The 18,573-nt window shown below is 63.9% G+C and carries 21 protein-coding genes and 3 tRNA genes; 20 read left to right on the top strand and 4 right to left on the bottom strand.

The genetic code is table 11. The features are described 5' to 3' along the window. Positions 1–56 precede the first annotated feature (56 nt). The 8 genes from Y88_RS04210 to Y88_RS04175 all read left to right on the top strand — a co-directional run bounded on the left by Y88_RS04210 (position 57) and on the right by Y88_RS04175 (position 7,192). Complete coding sequence (locus tag Y88_RS04210; RefSeq protein ID WP_018075387.1) at positions 57–365, top strand: HNH endonuclease; 309 nt, start codon at positions 57–59, stop codon at positions 363–365. Positions 366–542: 177 nt separating this feature from the next. Continuing rightward, a complete protein-coding gene (gene zwf, locus Y88_RS04205; RefSeq protein WP_008066584.1) occupies positions 543–1,991 on the top strand; it encodes a glucose-6-phosphate dehydrogenase in 1,449 nt (482 codons plus the stop codon). Continuing rightward, positions 1,984–2,607, top strand: a complete 624-nt coding sequence (locus Y88_RS04200; protein ID WP_018075388.1) for a 6-phosphogluconolactonase — start codon at positions 1,984–1,986, stop codon at positions 2,605–2,607. The genes zwf and Y88_RS04200 overlap by 8 nt, the downstream gene beginning before the upstream one ends. Continuing rightward, positions 2,604–4,427, top strand: coding sequence for a phosphogluconate dehydratase (gene edd / locus Y88_RS04195; protein WP_026166816.1), 1,824 nt, complete (start codon positions 2,604–2,606; stop codon positions 4,425–4,427). Before Y88_RS04200 ends, edd begins: the two co-directional genes overlap by 4 nt. 70 nt (positions 4,428–4,497) lie before the next feature. Next, complete coding sequence (locus tag Y88_RS04190) at positions 4,498–5,472, top strand: glucokinase (protein WP_008066580.1); 975 nt, start codon at positions 4,498–4,500, stop codon at positions 5,470–5,472. Between the two features lie 69 nt (positions 5,473–5,541). Beyond that, complete coding sequence (locus tag Y88_RS04185) at positions 5,542–6,330, top strand: enoyl-CoA hydratase-related protein (protein ID WP_008066579.1); 789 nt, start codon at positions 5,542–5,544, stop codon at positions 6,328–6,330. A 44-nt stretch (positions 6,331–6,374) separates the two neighbouring features. Continuing rightward, the gene (locus Y88_RS04180; protein ID WP_008066578.1) at positions 6,375–6,746 is read left to right on the top strand and encodes a tRNA-binding protein; all 372 of its coding nucleotides are present in this window, start codon (positions 6,375–6,377) and stop codon (positions 6,744–6,746) included. A gap of 5 nt (positions 6,747–6,751) precedes the next feature. Next, positions 6,752–7,192 (top strand): DUF488 domain-containing protein, encoded by a 441-nt coding sequence (locus tag Y88_RS04175; RefSeq protein ID WP_008066577.1) that lies wholly within the window; start codon positions 6,752–6,754, stop codon positions 7,190–7,192. A gap of 13 nt (positions 7,193–7,205) precedes the next feature. Here Y88_RS04175 and aroB read toward each other — a convergent pair whose 3' ends face one another. Beyond that, on the bottom strand, positions 7,206–8,312 hold the full coding sequence (gene aroB / locus Y88_RS04170; protein ID WP_026166818.1) for a 3-dehydroquinate synthase: 1,107 nt from the start codon (positions 8,310–8,312) through the stop codon (positions 7,206–7,208). Next, complete coding sequence (locus Y88_RS04165) at positions 8,303–8,872, bottom strand: shikimate kinase (RefSeq protein WP_008066574.1); 570 nt, start codon at positions 8,870–8,872, stop codon at positions 8,303–8,305. The genes aroB and Y88_RS04165 overlap by 10 nt, the downstream gene beginning before the upstream one ends. Before the next feature lie 148 nt (positions 8,873–9,020). Here Y88_RS04165 and Y88_RS19115 point away from each other — a divergent pair, with 148 nt between their 5' ends. From Y88_RS19115 to Y88_RS04150, 4 genes are all read left to right on the top strand, one after another. Further along, positions 9,021–9,173: a hypothetical protein gene (locus Y88_RS19115; RefSeq protein ID WP_018075390.1), complete on the top strand. Its 153-nt coding sequence runs from the start codon at positions 9,021–9,023 to the stop codon at positions 9,171–9,173. Continuing rightward, positions 9,170–11,098, top strand: coding sequence for a hypothetical protein (locus tag Y88_RS04160; protein WP_008066567.1), 1,929 nt, complete (start codon positions 9,170–9,172; stop codon positions 11,096–11,098). Before Y88_RS19115 ends, Y88_RS04160 begins: the two co-directional genes overlap by 4 nt. An 8-nt stretch (positions 11,099–11,106) precedes the next feature. After that, positions 11,107–12,009 carry a tyrosine recombinase gene (locus Y88_RS04155; RefSeq protein ID WP_008066565.1) on the top strand — a complete coding sequence of 301 codons (903 nt, stop codon included), beginning with the start codon at positions 11,107–11,109 and terminating at the stop codon, positions 12,007–12,009. A 62-nt stretch (positions 12,010–12,071) separates the two neighbouring features. Next, positions 12,072–13,028: an acetyl-CoA carboxylase carboxyltransferase subunit alpha gene (locus Y88_RS04150; protein WP_008066564.1), complete on the top strand. Its 957-nt coding sequence runs from the start codon at positions 12,072–12,074 to the stop codon at positions 13,026–13,028. Between the two features lie 80 nt (positions 13,029–13,108). On the opposite strand, the gene Y88_RS04145 is transcribed toward Y88_RS04150, so the two are convergent. Then, on the bottom strand, positions 13,109–13,300 hold the full coding sequence (locus tag Y88_RS04145; protein ID WP_008066563.1) for a Flp family type IVb pilin: 192 nt from the start codon (positions 13,298–13,300) through the stop codon (positions 13,109–13,111). A 101-nt stretch (positions 13,301–13,401) separates the two neighbouring features. Continuing rightward, entirely contained in the window at positions 13,402–13,587 is a 186-nt protein-coding gene (locus Y88_RS04140; protein ID WP_008066562.1) for a Flp family type IVb pilin, read from the bottom strand. An 88-nt stretch (positions 13,588–13,675) separates the two neighbouring features. Between Y88_RS04140 and Y88_RS04135 the strand changes: the two genes are divergently transcribed. From Y88_RS04135 to Y88_RS04100, 8 genes are all read left to right on the top strand, one after another. Further along, positions 13,676–14,125, top strand: a complete 450-nt coding sequence (locus tag Y88_RS04135; protein ID WP_008066561.1) for a (deoxy)nucleoside triphosphate pyrophosphohydrolase — start codon at positions 13,676–13,678, stop codon at positions 14,123–14,125. 87 nt (positions 14,126–14,212) lie between these two features. Further along, positions 14,213–14,289, top strand: a tRNA-Arg gene (locus Y88_RS04130). A 68-nt stretch (positions 14,290–14,357) separates the two neighbouring features. Continuing rightward, a tRNA-Arg gene (locus Y88_RS04125) sits at positions 14,358–14,434 on the top strand. Between the two features lie 65 nt (positions 14,435–14,499). Beyond that, positions 14,500–14,576: transfer RNA gene (locus Y88_RS04120), tRNA-Arg, on the top strand. A 445-nt stretch (positions 14,577–15,021) separates the two neighbouring features. Then, a complete protein-coding gene (pdhA, locus tag Y88_RS04115) occupies positions 15,022–16,032 on the top strand; it encodes a pyruvate dehydrogenase (acetyl-transferring) E1 component subunit alpha (protein ID WP_232280954.1) in 1,011 nt (336 codons plus the stop codon). A gap of 1 nt (position 16,033) precedes the next feature. After that, positions 16,034–17,389: a pyruvate dehydrogenase complex E1 component subunit beta gene (locus tag Y88_RS04110; protein ID WP_008066552.1), complete on the top strand. Its 1,356-nt coding sequence runs from the start codon at positions 16,034–16,036 to the stop codon at positions 17,387–17,389. A gap of 170 nt (positions 17,390–17,559) precedes the next feature. Continuing rightward, positions 17,560–18,027: a hypothetical protein gene (locus Y88_RS04105; RefSeq protein ID WP_008066550.1), complete on the top strand. Its 468-nt coding sequence runs from the start codon at positions 17,560–17,562 to the stop codon at positions 18,025–18,027. A gap of 67 nt (positions 18,028–18,094) precedes the next feature. Beyond that, positions 18,095–18,568: an EF-hand domain-containing protein gene (locus tag Y88_RS04100; protein WP_008066548.1), complete on the top strand. Its 474-nt coding sequence runs from the start codon at positions 18,095–18,097 to the stop codon at positions 18,566–18,568. The last annotated feature ends 5 nt before the right edge of the window (positions 18,569–18,573 follow it).

The following is an 18,573-nucleotide window of genomic DNA, read 5'->3' as shown; positions in this document are numbered from 1 at the left end:
CCATGCCTAATAATTTGTTTATTTGTACCCATTTGGGACAATGATGAGCTACGTGCATGACAGTGGATGATGCCGGTGCACCGTGTTGCTGGCTGTGCCTGCGCTCGCTCGGGCGCAAGGTGGAATGGCATCACCCGGTGCCCAAGAGCCGGGGCGGGCGCAAGACGGTGGCCTTGCATCCGATCTGCCATCGCACGGTTCATGCGGTTTTTCTCAATGTCGAACTCGCGCGGATCGGATCGGCGCGGGACAAGCTGGTCGAGCATCCCGACATGGCGCGGTTCCTGCGCTGGATCGCGACGAAAGAACCCGATTTCCATGCGCCGACAGCGCGGCGACGGGATCGGCAGGGGCGGGCCAAATGAACCGGACTTGTCGGGCGGGGACATGCATTGCACACTGATCGCCTGGACCAGCGACGAGCTAAAAGTGTGCATAGCTATGAGTTGCATACTTATGCATGCTGAACCCTCGCGTTTTCACATCTAGGTCAGGATCGGACTCGGGCGGAACGTCCCGGCACTTGAGGGAGATAAGCATCGATGGCCGAAACCTGCTGCTCTGCGCTGCTGCTTTTCGGTGCGACGGGCGATCTGTCCCGGCGAATGCTCTTGCCCTCGCTTTACGCGCTTTACGAGGACGCGCTGATCGGGCCGGGCTTGCGTATCGTCGGTACGGCCCGATCCGAGCTCGACGACGCGGGCTTTCGCGCCTTTGCCCATGACGCGCTCGAAGAATTCCTGCCGCCCGATCGCAAGGACGAGGCGCAGTTGTCGGGCTTCCTCGACCGGCTCGAATACCAGGCGCTCGATGCCTCAAAGCTTGACGGCTTTGCAAGTCTGGCTTCCAAACTGGGCGATACGTCCGGGGGGCTTTCGATCTTTCTGTCGACTGCTCCGGCCTTGTTCGAGCCGACGATCGAGGGTCTTCGTCATGCCGGGCTCGCGCATGGAAACGTTCGGATCGGTCTGGAAAAGCCGCTGGGCAACGATCTGGTGTCGAGCGCGCGGATCAATGACGCGGTGGCGGCCGGTTTTTCCGAAAACCAGATTTTCCGCATCGACCACTATCTTGGCAAGGAGACGGTGCAGAACCTCATGGCCTTGCGCTTTGCCAACGCCATGTTCGAACCGCTGTGGAACGCGGCCCACGTCGATCATGTGCAGATCACGGTCAGCGAAACGGTCGGGCTCGAAGGGCGCAAGGGGTTCTACGACGACACCGGTGCCTTGCGCGACATGGTGCAGAACCACATGCTGCAACTTCTCGCGCTCACGGCGATGGAGCCGCCGCGCGACTATGACGCGACCTCGATCCGTGACGAGAAAGTGAAACTGCTGCGCGCATTGCGTCCGGTGCGTCCCGAGGAAATGGTGCGCGGGCAATATCGGGCCGGTGCGATCAAGGGCGAGAGCGTCGGCGGCTATATCGAGGATCTGGGCAAGGCATCGGAGACCGAGACGTTCGTTTCGATCAAGGCGCATATCGACAACTGGCGGTGGCAGGGGGTTCCCTTTTACCTTCGCCACGGCAAGCGCATGGCCGAGCGCCGCAGCGAGATCGTGGTCCAGTTCAAGCAGGTGCCGCACAACATCTTTGCCGAACGCGGTGGGCGGTTGCGCGCGAACCGACTGGTGATCCGCTTGCAGCCCGAGGAATACGTGCGGTTGCAGGTCATGGCCAAGGAACCGGGGCTGGATCGGAGCGGGATCGTCCTGCGCGAAGTGCCGCTCGACCTTTCCCTCACCACCGCTTTTGCCAAGGCGCGCCGACGCATCGCCTATGAACGCTTGCTGCTCGACCTGATCGAGGGCGAGCAGACCCTGTTCGTCCGGCGCGATGAAGTCGAGGCACAGTGGAAGTGGATCGACGCGATCCGCGAGGTCTGGGCCCGGGGCGACGAGGAAGTGAAGCCTTACGCCGCAGGTGGATGGGGCCCCAATGCCGCCATCGCCCTGACCGAACGCGATGGGAGAAGCTGGAATGACTGAGCACGGTGTCCGGGTTCGCTGGGCCGAACCGGGCGATGCCGCTGCCGTCGCCGACCGGATCGAGGCAGAAGTGCGCAAGCCGGGGGCAAAACGGATCGCCTTTACCGGAGGGGCCACTCCGCTCAAGGTTCTGGCTCTCTTGTCGGGGCGCGATCTCGACTGGACGGGCGTTACCATCGGCCTGACCGATGACAGGCGCGTACACGACGATCATCCTGCTTCGAATTTCGGCAAGATCCATGCTGCACTCGGGCAGACCGGGGCCCGTTTCGAACGGCTGGAGGAAGGCGCAAGGGTCGAGCCGTTTGATCTGGTCTGGCTCGGCATGGGTGAAGACGGCCACGTCGCCTCGATCTTTCCGCATATGCAGGCTCTCGTCCGCCCCGGTCCGACGGTGATCGCGACGACGCCGATCCCCTTGCCGCCAGAGGCGCCTTTCGATCGCCTGACGCTGAACAGGAAGGCGCTCAAGGCTGCCGGGGAGATCATCCTCGTTGTGACCGGCGCCAGCAAGAAAGCCCTGATCGAGCGCGCCCTGGCAGGGTGCGACGATTACCCCGTTTCCGATTTCCTGCGCGGCGATGGTCCGCCTGTCACGATCTACTGGAGCGAATGATGGCTCTTCATCCCACGGTGGCCAAAGTCACCGATCGCATTGTTGCCCGTTCGGCCTCGTCTCGTGCGGCCTATCTCGACCTGATCGATCGTGCGCGTGCACAAGGGCTCAACCGGCCCAAGCTGTCGTGCGGCAATCTTGCCCACGGCTTTGCTGCTGCTGGTGAGGACAAGCCGCTGATCCGGGCAGGTGCGGCCATGAACATCGGCATTGTCACGGCCTATAACGACATGTTGTCGGCGCATCAGCCCTATGGCCGCTATCCTGAGCTGATCAAAGTGTTCGCCCGTGAAGTCGGCGCGACGGCGCAAGTCGCCGGTGGCGTACCGGCCATGTGCGACGGGGTAACGCAAGGGCAGGCGTCGATGGAGCTGTCGCTGTTCAGCCGCGACACCATCGCCATGTCGACGGCCATCGCGCTCAGCCACGGCATGTTCGAATCCACTCTCCTTCTCGGCATTTGCGACAAGATCGTGCCGGGGTTGTTGATCGGCTCGTTGCGCTTCGGCCATCTGCCGACCATCCTGGTGCCTTCGGGGCCGATGCCGAGCGGCCTTGCCAACAAGGAAAAGGTGCGCATCCGTCAGCTCTATGCCGAGGGCAAGGTCGGGCGTGACGAACTGCTTGAAAGCGAAAGCGCCAGTTATCATTCGGCGGGCACCTGCACGTTCTACGGTACGGCCAATTCCAATCAGATGATGATGGAAATGATGGGCCTGCACATGCCCGGATCGAGCTTCGTTCTGCCCGGCACCAAGTTGCGGCAGGAACTGACCCGCGCGGCAACGCACCGGATCGCGCAGATCGGATGGAAAGGGGACGATTACCGTCCGCTGGGTCATTGCGTCGATGAAAAGGCGATCGTCAACGCGGTCGTCGGTCTCTTGGCGACGGGCGGTTCGACAAATCATGTCATCCACTTGCCTGCGATCGCGCGGGCGGCGGGCATTCATCTCGACTGGGATGACATGGACGAACTGTCGCGCGTCGTGCCTCTGATCGCAAGTGTCTACCCCAATGGGGCCGGGGACGTGAACCTGTTCGCGTCGGCGGGCGGGATGCCTTATGTCATCCGCGAGTTGCTCGGGGCGGGGCTGGCCCATTCCGACATTCGCACCGTCTATGGCGCCTCGCTTGCCGAAGGTGCGCAACAGCCGGTGCTCGACGGCGAGACCGTACGATGGGAGCCTGCACCGGAAACCAGCGGGGACGACCGGATGTTGCGTCCGGCGTCGGCCCCGTTCCAGCCGGAAGGCGGCTTGCGCCTGCTGACCGGCAATCTCGGCCGCGGAACGATCAAGGTCAGCGCGGTCGAACGGTCGCGCTGGACGATCGAGGCGCCGGTCCGGGTCTTTTCCGATCAGGATGACGTCATTACCGCGTTCAAGGCCGGGGAACTCGAGCGCGATGTCATCGTGGTCGTGCGTTTTCAGGGGCCGGCCGCCAACGGCATGCCCGAATTGCATAAGCTCACACCGCCGCTGGGTGTTCTGCAGGATCGCGGTTTTCGCGTCGCGCTCGTTACCGACGGGCGCATGTCGGGGGCATCGGGCAAAGTTCCGGCGGCCATCCACGTCACACCCGAGGCAAAGCACGGCGGCCCGCTCGCAAAACTGCGTGACGGAGATGTCGTCCGGGTCTGCGCAGAAACGGGCGAACTCGTTGCGCTTGTTCCATCTGCCGAATGGGATGCCCGCGAGGATGCACCCGCTCCGATCCAGGCCATGGGTGTCGGGCGTGAACTGTTCGCCATGATGCGTGCCAATGCCGATGGCGCCGAACGCGGCGGATCGGCCATGCTGGCCATGGCCGGGTTGTAAGGACTACTCGCGCAACCGACCGGGGTGACAAAGCCCCGAACGACATAAATCTGATCCGGGGTTTACGAGGATGCGTCTTGTCGCTGTCGATATCGGAGGCACCCACGCGCGTTTCGCCATTGCCGAAGTGGCAGGGGGTAAAGTCGTCGCGCTGGGCAATGCTGTCACGCTCAAGACTGCCGAACATGCGAGCTTTCAACTGGCATGGCAGGAATTCGAACGCCAGAGTGGCGGTACGCTGCCTCGTGCGGCGGCGATTGCGGTTGCCGGGCCGGTTGGCGGCGAGGTCATCCGCTTTACCAACAATCCCTGGATCATTCGCCCCGCGCTGATCCCGGAAAAGCTGGGCGTTGATCGACAGGTGGTGGTCAATGACTTCGCCGCCGTCGCCCATGCCGTAGCGCAGGCCGATCCCCATCATTTCATACATGTCTGTGGCCCGGACGATCCCTTGCCCGACAATGCCGCGATCAGCGTCGTCGGACCCGGCACGGGGCTTGGTGTCGCGCTGCTTTTGCGTCATGGCGCGGGCTATCATGTGCAGCCGACCGAAGGCGGACACACCGATTACGCGCCGCTCGATCGCATCGAGGACCAGATCCTCGAACGCCTGCGTCGGCGCCATCGCCGCGTTTCGGTCGAACGGATCGTGGCAGGTCCCGGGATCGTCGACATCTATGAAACACTGGCCGCAATCGAGGGCAGGGCAGTTGGGGCCGTGGACGACAAGACGCTCTGGAGCACCGGCATGGACGGATCGGACCCGCTGGCGGCGGCGGCAGTCGACCGTTTCTGTCTGTCGCTGGGGTCTGCGGCGGGGGATATCGCGCTGGTTCACGGGGCCAAGGCGCTGGTCCTTGCCGGGGGGCTCGGTTTCAGGATCAGGGACAGCTTGGTAACGTCGGGGTTTGCGGACCGTTTCCGGGCGAAGGGACGGTTCGAAGGGATGATGGCGGCAATGCCGGTCAAGCTCATCACCCATCCCCAGCCCGGCCTGTTCGGCGCGGCGGCGGCATTTGGACAGGCGCATCTCGACGCCGAATGAAAATTGCCACCTTGTCAAAGCCACGGGCAAGCGATAGCCAGCCTTAATTGAATGATTAAGGCTGGAGGGATGTCCGTGACTTTCGAAACGATCCGCCTCGAACATGTGGGGGCGGTCGCCCGGATCGTGCTTGATCGGCCTGATCGGCTCAATGCCTGTCCTCCGTCGATGGCGGTCGAGATCGCCGATGCGCTGTCTCGGCTGGATGGAGCGCGGGCAGTTCTGCTGACGGGGGAAGGTCGCGCGTTTTGCTCCGGCGCTGATCTTGCCGCCACCGGCACGCGCAGCATCGGCGGTGGTGCGGGCAGTTACAAGGCCCTGACCGAAAGCTATAATCCGCTGATGCTGAAATTGGCGCGGCTCCCGGTCCCGGTGGTGGTCGCGGTCAACGGTCCGGCAGCGGGCATCGGCTGTTCGCTGGCGCTTGCCGGGGATTTCACCCTTGCGGCGAAAAGCGCCTATTTCCTTCAGGCTTTCGTCAATATCGGACTGGTTCCCGACGGTGGGGCTACCTGGCTCCTGCCGCGGCTCATCGGAAAGGCGCGGGCCGCGCGCATGATGATGCTGGGCGAAAGGATCGGCGCCGAACAGGCCGAGGACTGGGGGCTGATTTACAAGGCCGTCGATGACGCGGCGCTGATGGACGAAGCAATGGCGCTCGCTACCCGCCTTGCCGAAGGGCCGACGGTTGCGCTCGGAACCATGCGGCAGACCTTGGCAAAAGCGCTCGAAAGCGATTTTGCCTCGACTTTGCTCGCCGAAGCCGAAGGGCAAGCGAGGGCCGGGGACAGTGCCGATGCGCGTGAGGGGATTGCGGCTTTCCTCGGCAAGCGCAAGCCGCAGTTCTCGGGGACGTAAGCACGCTCTTGCAGGGGTGGCGTGATCGTGGTCGAAAGGCGCTCATGCATCTTGACCATGATCCATCCGCTTCGCCTGCCGCGCCGATCGGCTTTGACGATTTCCTCGCCGTCGATATTCGCATCGGCACCATTGTCGCGGCCGAACCTTATCCCGAGGCGCGCAAGCCGAGTGTGAAGCTGCGCATCGATTTTGGTCCCGGCATCGGGGAAAAGAAGTCGAGCGCCCAGATCGCAGTGCTGTACGAGCCTGCCGAGCTGGTCGGGCGGCAAGTGGCCGCCGTGGTCAATTTTCCGCCACGCCAGATCGGCAAGTTCATGTCCGAAGTACTGACCGTGGGCTTTGCCGACGAGGACGGACGGGTCGTGCTGTTCGCGCCCGATCGGCCGGTTCCCAACGGTTCCCGGCTGTTCTGATCATCATGGAACGCCCGACGATCTGGACCATCGGTTACGAGCAGACGACCATGGGTGATTTCCTTGCCGCGCTCACGGCGGCGGGGGTGGAAGTGGTTGCCGATGTTCGGGCCTTGCCTCTGTCGCGTCGTCCGGGCTTTTCCAAGTCCACTCTGGCGGCGAGCCTTGCCGACGCGGGCATCGGCTATGCCCATTTCCGCGCGCTCGGCACGCCATCCGAAGGACGCGCGGCGGCCCGGCGGCACGATCATGCGACGCTTGAGCGGATCTATGCCGGGCAACTCGAATTGCCCGAAGCCATGGTGGCCATGGCGGCGCTGGCCGATCTTGCTCGGGAAAAGCGGACGTGCCTGCTCTGTTTCGAACGGGCTGCCGATGGCTGCCACCGCACGCTCTTGCGCGAAGTGGCCTTGCCCGGGTTCGAGGCCGTGGACCTCGTTCCTTAACGCTTCAATTCCCTCAACGTTTCAACTCATCGTCGAGGAACGCGGCCACATCGGCAAGATCGACGTCGCGCGCGAGGAACGTCTGGCCGATCCCGCGCAGGAGCAGGAAGGGAAGCGTGCCGGCGTCCATCTTCTTGTCATGCAGCATGTGGTCGGCAAGACGTGCGCCGTCGCATGTGAGGCTGAGCGCGGAAAGCGAGGCAGGAAGCCCGACGGCGCCGATATGCGCGGCGATCCGTTCGGCGTCCTGTCCGTTCATCAGCCCCAGACGCACCGAGAAACGCGCGGCAAGAACCATGCCCAGCGCAACGCCTTCACCATGGAGCAGGCGGTCGGAAAAACCGGTTTCCGCTTCGAGCGCATGTCCGAACGTGTGGCCAAGGTTGAGCAGCGCCCGAACGCCGGTGGTTTCCTTTTCATCCTCGGCAACGATCCGCGCCTTGGCGGCAACGCTGCGGGCAATCGCGGTCACGCGCGCTTCGCGATCCCCGGCCAGAAGTCTCGGGCCGTTTTCCTCGCACCAGGCGAAGAATTCCGGATCGTCGATCAGGCCGTACTTGACGACTTCGGCATAACCGGCCCGTGTCTCGCGCAAGGGAAGGCTGTCGAGTGCATCGGGATCGGCGAGGACCAGTGCGGGCTGGTGAAAGGCGCCGACGAGATTCTTTCCCGCCGGAGTATTGATCGCGGTCTTGCCCCCGACGCTCGAATCGACCTGGGCCAGCAAGGTCGTCGGGATCTGGATGAAGCCGCAGCCGCGCTTCACCATCGAAGCGGCAAAACCGACCAGATCGCCGATCACGCCGCCGCCCAGGGCAACCACGCGATCCTTGCGCTCGATTTCACAGGCGATCAGGAAATCGACGACTTCGGCGAGGTACAGCCACGACTTGGTGCTTTCCCCGGCCGGCAGGATCAGCCACTGCGCCGTCAATCCGGCCGCTTCGAAGGCTGTATCGACTCGCGCACGCCATGCCTGTGCGACATTGGCATCGGTGATCACCGGCACGCGATCCTTCCGCACGAAAGCGCGGATCTCGGCCCCGGCGCGGTCGATCAGACCGGGCGCGATACGCACTTCATAAGGCGCACCGGCAACGTCCACAGGAATTACAGCCATTCGTCGATTGCCTTCAGGATCTTGTGAGCGGTCACCGCATGGGGATGCGGGCCGGAATGGACGTGGATCGGTGCCTGGCAGTAATGCGGTTGGCGCTCGATCCGCAGGCGGGTGAGGATTTCGTGGGGATTGCCGTTGCGCAGCAGAGGGCGATTGTCCTTGCGCCCGACCCGCTCCACCAGCGTTTCGACATCGCTGTCGATCCACACCGCGATCGCACGTTCGAGGATGATCCGGCGGGTTTCCGGGTCGACGAAAGCGCCGCCCCCGGTTGCCAAAACCTTTCGCCCGGTCACAACATCGACAAGGCGCGCAATGACCCGGCGCTCTCCGTCGCGAAAGTAGGGCTCCCCGTACTGGGCGAAGATTTCCGGGATGGTCATGTGGGCGGCGCGTTCGATCTCTTCGTCCGCGTCGATGAACGGCACGCCGAGAAGGCTTGCGAGTTTGCGTCCGACCGTGGTCTTGCCCACGCCCATCATGCCGACAAGAACCAGCGGCCGGTCGATGCGGCGGGCGATACGCTGGATGTCCGCGCCAGAGAGGGTTTCATGCTCCATTGCCGCGCTGCCTATACTTGGGCTAGGGCCAAGCGCAAGTCGCCCCGGGCCCACGGCCTGTGGTCGCGCCGTTTTTCCCGTGTATGCGGGGCGGTGTGCTGCGGCGACAATTCGAGCTGAGGGCGATCGGGTGGCGAAGAGGCGACGGGTGAAGGTTGTGATCTGGCTGACCATCGGAACCATGCTGCTTGTGGCGGGTGGGGTCGTGACGGCTGCCTGGGTCAAGGGCGGTCCCCAGCCGAGCGAATGGGTTGAAATTCCGGCAGGCCCGGCGCAGCCGAGCGGAGGTGCGGCTCAGTGAGTGCGCAATTCCGCCGGGCGCGTCTGATCGTTCTGGGTGCCCTGCTGTCGGCAGGGTTGAGCGGGGTTCTTGCCGCGCAGCAATCCCTGCTGCCGCCGGTGTTCGAGGAGCGCCCCGCACCCCATCCGCGAGCGAGCGCAAGCCCGACGCCCCACGCTGCTGCCAAGACGGAAAAGGCCGCCGCGCACAAGAACACAGAGGCCGTGGCGCGCCCGACGGCCGCAGCGGCCCCGCGTTCGGTTCCCGCCGTCACCGCCCCTCACGTCGTAGCGCCGACCGTGGCCGCAGCCCCGGTCCTTCCCGACGATACCGAAGTGACGGCAGCGCCCGCGCCGCGCCGTGTCGACATGACCGGTGACATTGATCCGGCAGTGATCGACCAGCTCGTCCGGACGGTGCAGCCCAAGTTCGACATTCCCCCCAATGCGCAGCGCAGCCTCGCCCGGCTCGGCTTTCTCGCCGAAACCGACGGCGGCTTGCCCGAAACCTCGACGCATTACCTCAATGGCGAATATGTCGGCCCCTTGCTGGCGAAAATGAGCGGCCCGCTCGTTTCGCGCTGGGGCCACATCCTGCTCCGGCGTGTGCTGGTGAGTCGCCTCGACACGCCGGTGGGCATGAACGGGGCGGATTGGGCCGCGCTGCGTGCCCAGTTGCTCCTGCGCATGGGGGAGGCCGACGCCGCCCGCGCGTTGGTGCAGGAGGTGGATAGCGGTTTTTATACCCGCAGCCTCGAAGACGCGGCGATGGCGAGCTATCTCGCGACGGCCGATCCGATCGGCCTGTGCCCGATCACGGCCCTTACCGCAGCCGGGCGTCCGGGATGGGACTGGGACTTGTCCCGCTCGATCTGTCTTGCGTTCAACGGCAGCGAAGGCTCGCCGGCTCTGGCACAGCTCGACCACGCCTTGCGCCGGAACGATCTCGCCCGGATCGACGTATTGCTGGCGCAGAAATTCGCAGGGGCGGCGCAGACGACCCATCGCGCGGTGCAGATCGAGTGGGGTGACGTCGATAGCCTGACGCCGTGGCGTACCGGACTTGCCTTTGCGACCGGCATCGAGCCGCCCGAGGCGCTCCGGCGCAAGGATTGGCCGGGCTATGCCGTTCTGGCCGGGCGGGCACCGATGCTGCCGCTTTCCTCGCGCGTGGCGGCTGCCGACGTGATCGGCGGGCAGGGTGTGCTTTCCAGCGCGGCCATGGTTGATCTCTACAGCGAGATCGCCGCCTTGCAGGAACCCGACGCGACCTGGGGACCGCTCGCGGCGCAGTTGCGTACCGCCTATGTGGCGCCCGAAACCAGCGATCGCCTTGCTGCGATCAAGGCTTTGTGGGGCGACAGCAGCGATCCGGCGCGGCTTTTTTCGCGGCAGGTCCTGACTGCCTATGCCGCCGCCCGGCTCGATCCGCAGGCGGCTCTTGCCGACGATGCCGTGCCTTTGCTGCTCTCGATGCTGTCGGCGGGCCTCGATCGCAACGCCGCGCGCTGGGCGCCTTATGTGCCGTTGGGAAGCCAGGCCTGGGGGATTCTTGCTCTGGGCGCTCCGGCCAAGCTGGCGGCCGTGGGCGGCGACGTGCTCGGCACGTTCCAGTCCAACGACAGCAGCAGCGGCGCTGTGCGGTCGCAATTGCTGCTCGCCGGACTGATGGGGCTCGGACGGGTCGATTCGCAGACAGCGCGCGCTTTCGGCGAAAAGCTGCACATCGATCTCGGGCGTCAGACCCGGTGGAGCGCGGCGATCGATGAAGCAGCGCAGTCGGGCAATCCGGCGCTCGTCGCCATTCTTGCCGCCTACGGGATGCAAGGGAGCGACTGGAACCAGATGACCGCCGTCAATCTCTACCACATCGTCGGCGCCTTACGCCAAGTCGGGCTGGAAGCCGAAGCTCGGATGATCGCGGCCGAGGCCGTCGCGCGGGTCTGAGTCTGGCGATGGCGGGCACGCGGGGCGAGCAGGAAGCGGTCACCGCCTTTCTGGCGATGCTTTCGGCCGAGCGCGGGGCTGCTGCCAATACGCTTGCCGCCTATCGCCGCGACCTTGCCGGAGCGGCGCAAGTACTCGGGGATCTTGCCTTGGCCGACCGTGGGGCGCTGGCCCGCCTCGGCGAAGTCTGGGCCGACCTTGCCCCGGCCAGTCTTGCTCGCAAGGCATCGGCCCTGCGCCAGTTCTATGCTTTTCTCGTCGAAGAGGGATTGCGGGAAGACGATCCCGGCGATGCCCTGCCGCGGGTCCGGGCGCGGCGACCGTTGCCCAGACTCCTCGATCACGGCGAGATTGGCGCGCTCTTCTCGCTGGCCGAGGCGGATGCGGCCGAAGGCGATCCGGCGGCGCTGCGCCTCCTCGCTCTTGTCGAGCTGCTCTATGGATCGGGATTGCGGGCGACCGAACTCGTCTCGTTGCCTCTGGTAGCGGTTCCCCGCGATGCGCCGTTTCTCGCCATTACCGGAAAAGGCGGGCAGCAGCGGCTCGTCCCTGTCGGAGAACGTGCGGGCGCGGCCCTTCGGGACTGGCTGCGCGTCCGGCCTGCGGGTGGGCGTTACGTCTTTCCCAGCCCGCGCGGCGGGCATCTGACGCGCGTGCGGTTGTTCCAGCTCTTGCGCGACCTTGCCTTGCGGGCCGGACTCGACCCGGAAAAGGTCAGCCCCCATGTCCTGCGGCACGCCTTTGCGACGCATCTTCTGGAAGGGGGAGCGGATCTTCGTGTCCTGCAAACCCTTCTCGGCCACGCCGACATCGCAACGACACAGATCTACACGCATGTCGATGGAGCGCGTCTGGTGAGCCTCGTCAACCAGCGGCACCCGTTGCGCGAGAGCAACGAGGGGCAGGGGTGATCGACGGTCGGTTGTCGAGAGGCCATTGACCGCGGGCGCGCTCATGCCTAGCGCAAGGCGCCATGATCTCTTACCTCGAATTCGAAAAGCCGATCGCCGCACTCGACGCCCGCATTGCCGAACTGCGTGATACCGCGCAGCTTGGCGAACTTGCCGGGGACCTCGACATCGCGGCCGAGATCCGCAAGCTGGAGGCCAAGTCGGCCGAACTGCTCGCGAACACCTATCGCTCGCTCAGCCCGTGGCAGAAGACCCAGGTCGCTCGCCATCCCTCGCGCCCGCATTTCCGCGATTACGTCGAACGGGCGTTCGACGACTTCGTGCCGCTCGGCGGGGATCGCTGCTATGGCGAGGACGAGGCGATCATCGGCGGTTTCGCCCGGCTCGGCGAGCGGCGGATCATGCTGATCGGTCACGAAAAGGGGCATGATACGCAAAGCCGGATCCGGCACAATTTCGGCATGGGCAAGCCCGAAGGCTATCGCAAGGCGATCCGCCTGATGGAAATGGCCAGCCGGTTCGGCCTGCCGGTGGTGACGCTGGTCGACACCTCGGGCGCGTTCCCCGGAGTCGAAGCCGAAGAACGCGGCCAGGCCGAGGCGATTGCCCGTTCGACCGAAGCCTGCCTTGCCCTGGGCGTGCCGATGGTGGCGACGATCGTGGGTGAAGGCGGCTCTGGTGGCGCGGTTGCGCTGGCGAGTGCCGAACGTGTACTCATGCTCGAACACGCGGTCTATTCGGTGATTTCACCTGAAGGCTGTGCCTCGATTCTCTGGCGGACTGCGGCCAAGGCTCCGGATGCTGCCGAAGCGATGAAAGTGACGGCGCAGGATCTGCTGCAACTGGGCGTCATCGACCGTATCGTCGCCGAACCTGTCGGGGGCGCGCATCGCAATCACGGCGCAATGACTGCCGCTCTCGCCAAGGCAGTGGGCGAGGAACTCGATGCCCTGCTCGGCAAGACCCCCGAAGCCCTGCGCGCCATGCGTGCAGAACGTTTCCTGCGCATCGGGGCCTGATTTTCAGGAAAGTTGGGTGAAGGAACTGGATCGTTTTAACCGATCCGGTTCCTATCATCCAGTGTTCGTCGCCAAAGCGATCAGAAATTTCCGTCCGTGCTGTTGCTCATGTCGTTGGCGACCGCCTGAAATGTGTTCGACAGGCCGTTGCCGAGCGCACCCATCGCGCTGATCGCCGCAACCGCGACAAGCGCTGCAATCAAGCCGTATTCAATTGCCGTCGCGCCGCGCCGATCATCGCGCAGCTGCCGCAGGATGCGAACCTTTTTCACCTTGTATCAGTCCCTTGTTGCCGGGGTCAGATCCCTGCGCACACTCCGGTCCCGAATGCCGCACGCAGCAGCGTGCTATCATGGTGATGGGTAAGAACGGGTTAATTGTTGTGGGCCGCCACGGCGGCGTCGGTGTTTTCGCCAACGATCAGCCACAGGTTGTAAAGCTGGTTGGTGAATTCGGTGAAACCGAAAATGATCCCGATCGAAAAAATGCCGACGAGTATCCCGTATTCGACAGCGGTCGCTCCCTGGGTATCGCGCAAAATATGCCTGAGCATGGTCATGACGCGCGAATATCCCCCCTGAACTGAAACCCTCGTATGGTTTAGGTCGCAGGGGCTAAGAATTGGTTAGGAGGCGGTTAGAGGTAAGATGGCAGGCGAACAGCGGGCTTTGATGGTGGTGGCGGTGGCTCTGGTTGATCACGCGGGCCGCGTGCTGATGCAGCGCCGCCCCGCCGACCGTGAGCATGGCGGGCTATGGGAATTCCCGGGGGGCAAGCTCGAACCGGGCGAGGGGCCCCTGGCCGCGTTGGTGCGCGAGGTGGACGAGGAACTTTCGATCGAGGTCTCGCCCGGGGACTGCGTTCCGCTCGGCTTTGCCGCCAACGACGCGCCCGGGATTGTCGCCGTCGCAGGCGCGCCACGGCGCGACGTCGTTCTGCTTCTCTATGGCTGCGCCAGGTGGCGTGGCGAGCCTCGCGCCGAAGAAGGGGCGGAGCTTGGGTGGATCGCGCCCGATGTATGCGAATCTCTCGAGATGCCTCCACTCGACGTCCCGCTTGCCCGTCTCGCCTTTGAATACGCGCAGGCAAATGGCTGAAATACGCGCCCGATCTGCCTTGGTTGTGGAAAATTGAGAAAATGGCTTGCCAACCTGCCTCGTGAATCCTAAAGGCGCGTCTCCCCGGCGCCCGTAGCTCAGCTGGATAGAGCATCAGACTACGAATCTGAGGGTCGGACGTTCGAATCGTTCCGGGCGCGCCATTCTTCCCAATCGGGTCGAAGTGGTATGTGGGGGACCTGCCAAGTGGCAGGATGACATAAATGGCAGTGCGCCCGTAGCTCAGCTGGATAGAGCATCAGACTACGAATCTGAGGGTCGGACGTTCGAATCGTTCCGGGCGCGCCATTTCTCCCAAGTGTTGCGAAAGCGCACGAGGGGCCTGCCAAGAGGCAGAATGACATAATGGCAGTGCGCCCGTAGCTCAGCTGGATAGAGCATCAGACTACGAATCTGAGGGTCGGACGTTCGAATCGTTCCGGGCGCACCATTCTTCTCCCAGCCCAATTCCTTATCCGACATCGATGGTGCGAGATCCGGTCGATCGCGAGCACGCGTCGGCCTTTTCGGCGTTGGTGCGTGTCTTATTGCGACTGCGAAATGAAAGTGGTTCGCTAATAACCTAATTGGTTTCTAAATATGGTTATTTTTGCGATTTCTCATAAATGCGCCCCGCATACGGCTGCATGGGGTGCGTTGGACGTTGCACAGCGCTTCGGCTTGGTCTTATAGAACGGCGTCGGCTGGATGAGGCGTGAACCTCATCTGCCGAAGCAGAGGCTGCCAGAAGAAAAGGACTTCTCACCTTGGCTAAACCCGCCAGGCCGCGTGCCCCCCGAACGACAAAGTCCGCCACCGCTCCCGTTTCGACGAAGGCGGCGCCCGCGATCCAGCCCAGCGATGCGATCGCCGGCGAAGACGAGGCCGTCTTTGCGCTGCGCAGCCTGCAACAGGCCCATGCCAACAACAAGCGCTACGAAGCGAGCGACGAGGAACTGCTCCATTTCTATGAGCAGATGGTCCTGATCCGCCGTTTCGAGGAACGCGCGGGCCAGCTTTACGGTCTGGGCCTCATCGGTGGTTTCTGCCACCTCTACATCGGTCAGGAAGCTGTCGCCGTCGGCGTCCAGTCGGCGCTTCAAAGCGGCCATGACAGCGTCATCACCGGCTATCGCGACCACGGCCACATGCTGGCCTATGGTATCGATCCGCGCATCATCATGGCCGAACTGACCGGACGCGGCGCGGGGATCTCGCGCGGCAAGGGCGGGTCGATGCACATGTTCTCGACCGAGCACAAGTTCTATGGCGGTCACGGCATCGTCGGCGCGCAAGTGCCGCTGGGCGCGGGTCTTGCCTTTGCGCACAAGTACAGGAACGATGGCGGGGTCTGCATCGCCTATTTCGGTGACGGCGCCTCGAACCAGGGCCAGGTCTACGAAACCTTCAACATGGCCGCGCTGTGGAAGCTGCCGATCGTGTTCGTGGTCGAAAACAACGGCTATGCGATGGGCACAGCGGTCAAGCGCGGTTCGGCCGAAACGCATTTCTACCGTCGCGGTACCGCGTTCCGCATTCCGGGCATGGACGTGAACGGCATGGACGTTCTTGAAGTGCGCCAGGCAACCGAAGTGGCACTCGAATTCGTTCGCGCGGGCAATGGACCGGTGCTGATGGAACTTAACACCTATCGCTATCGCGGGCACTCGATGTCCGACCCTGCCAAGTATCGCAGCCGCGAGGAAGTGCAGGAGATGCGCGACAAGCACGACCCGATCGAAGCGGCCAAGCAGGAACTGCTGAAGCGCGGTATCGATGAAGTCCGGATCAAGGACATCGACAAGAAGATCCGCCAGGTCGTTGCCGAAGCTGCCGATTTCGCTGAAAACTCGCCCGAACCGGATATGCCCGAACTCTACACCGACGTGCTGGTGGGGACTTACTGACATGGCGATCGAACTGAAAATGCCCGCGCTTTCTCCGACGATGGAGGAAGGCACGCTCGCCAAGTGGCTGGTCAAGCCCGGTGACGAAGTGAAGTCCGGTGACATTCTCGCCGAAATCGAAACCGACAAGGCGACGATGGAATTCGAAGCCGTCGATGAAGGTGTCATTGGTGAGATCCTTGTTCCGGAAGGAACCGAGGGGGTTAAAGTTGGCACCGTGATCGCTCTGATCCAGGGCGAGGACGACGACGCTGCTCCGGCACCTGCGGCGGCCCCGGTCGCGGCTCCCGTTGCCGCCCCGCCGGTTGCCAGTCCGGTCGTGGCGCCGGTCGCCGCGCGTCCGGTCGCCGATCCGGAAGTCCCGGCAGGGACGCCGTTTGCGGCCACCACCGTTCGCGAAGCGCTGCGTGATGCGATGGCCGAGGAAATGCGTGCCGACGAACGCGTGTTCGTGATGGGCGAAGAAGTCGCCGAGTATCAGGGCGCCTACAAGGTGACGCAGGGCCTGCTCGAGGAATTCGGGCCGCGCCGGGTCATCGACACCCCGATCACCGAATACGGTTTTGCCGGGATCGGCACCGGGGCTGCCATGGGCGGCCTGCGTCCGATCATCGAGTTCATGACGTTCAACTTCGCCATGCAGGCGATCGACCATATCATCAACTCGGCGGCCAAGACCAACTACATGTCGGGCGGTCAGATGCGTTGCCCGATCGTGTTCCGCGGCCCCAACGGCGCCGCGTCGCGAGTGGGCGCACAGCACAGCCAGAACTATGGGCCGTGGTACGCCAACGTCCCCGGCCTGATCGTCATCGCGCCTTATGACAGCGCCGATGCTAAGGGTCTGCTCAAGGCGGCGATCCGTAGCGAAGACCCGGTGGTCTTCCTCGAAAACGAACTGGTCTATGGCCGTACCTTCGATGTGCCCCAACTCGATGATTTCGTGCTGCCGATCGGCAAGGCGCGGATCGTGCGTCCGGGCAAGGACGTGACCATCGTGTCCTACTCGATCGGCGTCGGCTTTGCTCTCGAAGCGGCCGAACAGCTTGCGAGCGAAGGCATCGATGCGGAAGTCATCGACTTGCGCACTCTGCGTCCACTCGACAAGGCGACCGTTCTGGAAAGTCTGTCTCGCACGAACCGGATGGTCGTTGCCGAGGAAGGCTTCCCGGTCTGTTCGATCGCGTCGGAAATCATCGCCATTGCGATGGAAGAAGGCTTCGACTACCTCGACGCCCCTGTGTTGCGCGTGTGCGATGAAGACGTGCCGCTGCCTTATGCTGCCAATCTCGAAAAGGCGGCACTCATCGACGCGGCCAAGGTCGCTGCGGCGGTGCGCAAGGTCTGCTATCGCTGAAAAAGAGGTGAGACGGGGTTTTGCCAATAGTTGATACGGCCCACGACCGGGCAATTGCGCCGGCCCCGTCCGCTTTCCGACCTGAACTTGTCGACGAATGGCTGACGCCGCCCGAGCGGCTTGCCATCGCTTATGCGCCCAGGCCGCTCCGCCCCGTGTGGGCTGGCCTGATGGCGTTTGACCGTCGTCTGAGCGAGGCGGCAAAGCCCGGGCGCGACCCGATCATGATCCAGCTACGGCTGTCGTGGTGGCGCGATCGCCTTGGCGAGTCAGCAGAGCAATGGCCGCTCGGTGAACCCCTGCTCGCGTTGCTGGCATTCTGGGATGACGAGCGAGCCGCTCTTTCGAGCATTGTCGACGGTTGGGAAGCCCAGGTCGTCGGCGAAGACGGCGGCACGGCCCTCGATCGTGCGCGCTGCGATGCGATCATCGCGCTCGCTCGCATGGCGGGGCAGGGCGAAAATCCCGTCGTAGAACAGGCGGCCGCCGACTGGGCGGAAGGACGTAGTCTTTCTGGCGTGCGATTGCCGCGCGCTTTGCGACCGCTTTCCCTGCTTGATCATTTTTCGAACGCCGGAGATTTGCCGCCCTGGCGTGTGATGCTTGGCGCCATGCGCAAGGGGTGGTTCGGCCGCTGACAATCGCGCCAAATCGGCCGGGACTGCCGCTCGTCAGCGGGGACAGTGCGTCTTAATCCCGGTTTTCATGAACAAGGTCGTGATCGGGGCGCTCGGCGCCTTGCTGCTCGTTGCGGCGGGGGTGTTCTGGTGGCAGGGGCGCGCGGCGTCCGTCAATGCGCCACCCACACCGCGTCTGGCGCTTCCTACCGAAGGTTCCACCGGGGTGGACGATACCATTCCCGATGGGGACGTGGGCGATGCCATGGGGCCCGCGCTTCCTGAAGTTCCCGAGGAAACCAAGGAGCAAAAACGCTTCGATCGGCTTGATCGCGACCGCGACGGCAAGATCACGCGCGCGGAAATGCTGGGCCCCCGGGTCAAGGAATTCCGCAAGCTCGACGTCGACGGCAACAACCTGCTCACGTTCGACGAATGGTCGGTCAAGACCGACAACAAGTTCAAGGGTGCCGACCATAACGGCGACGGGTGGCTGAGCCGCGATGAATTCGCCACCACCCGCGCCAAGCCCAAGAAACCGGCCTGCAAATGTCAGAAGTGATCGCG

Origin of the sequence: Novosphingobium nitrogenifigens DSM 19370 (assembly GCF_000192575.1) — a bacterium.
Taxonomy (GTDB): domain Bacteria; phylum Pseudomonadota; class Alphaproteobacteria; order Sphingomonadales; family Sphingomonadaceae; genus Novosphingobium; species Novosphingobium nitrogenifigens.
This window is presented reverse-complemented; position numbering and strand designations above follow the sequence as displayed.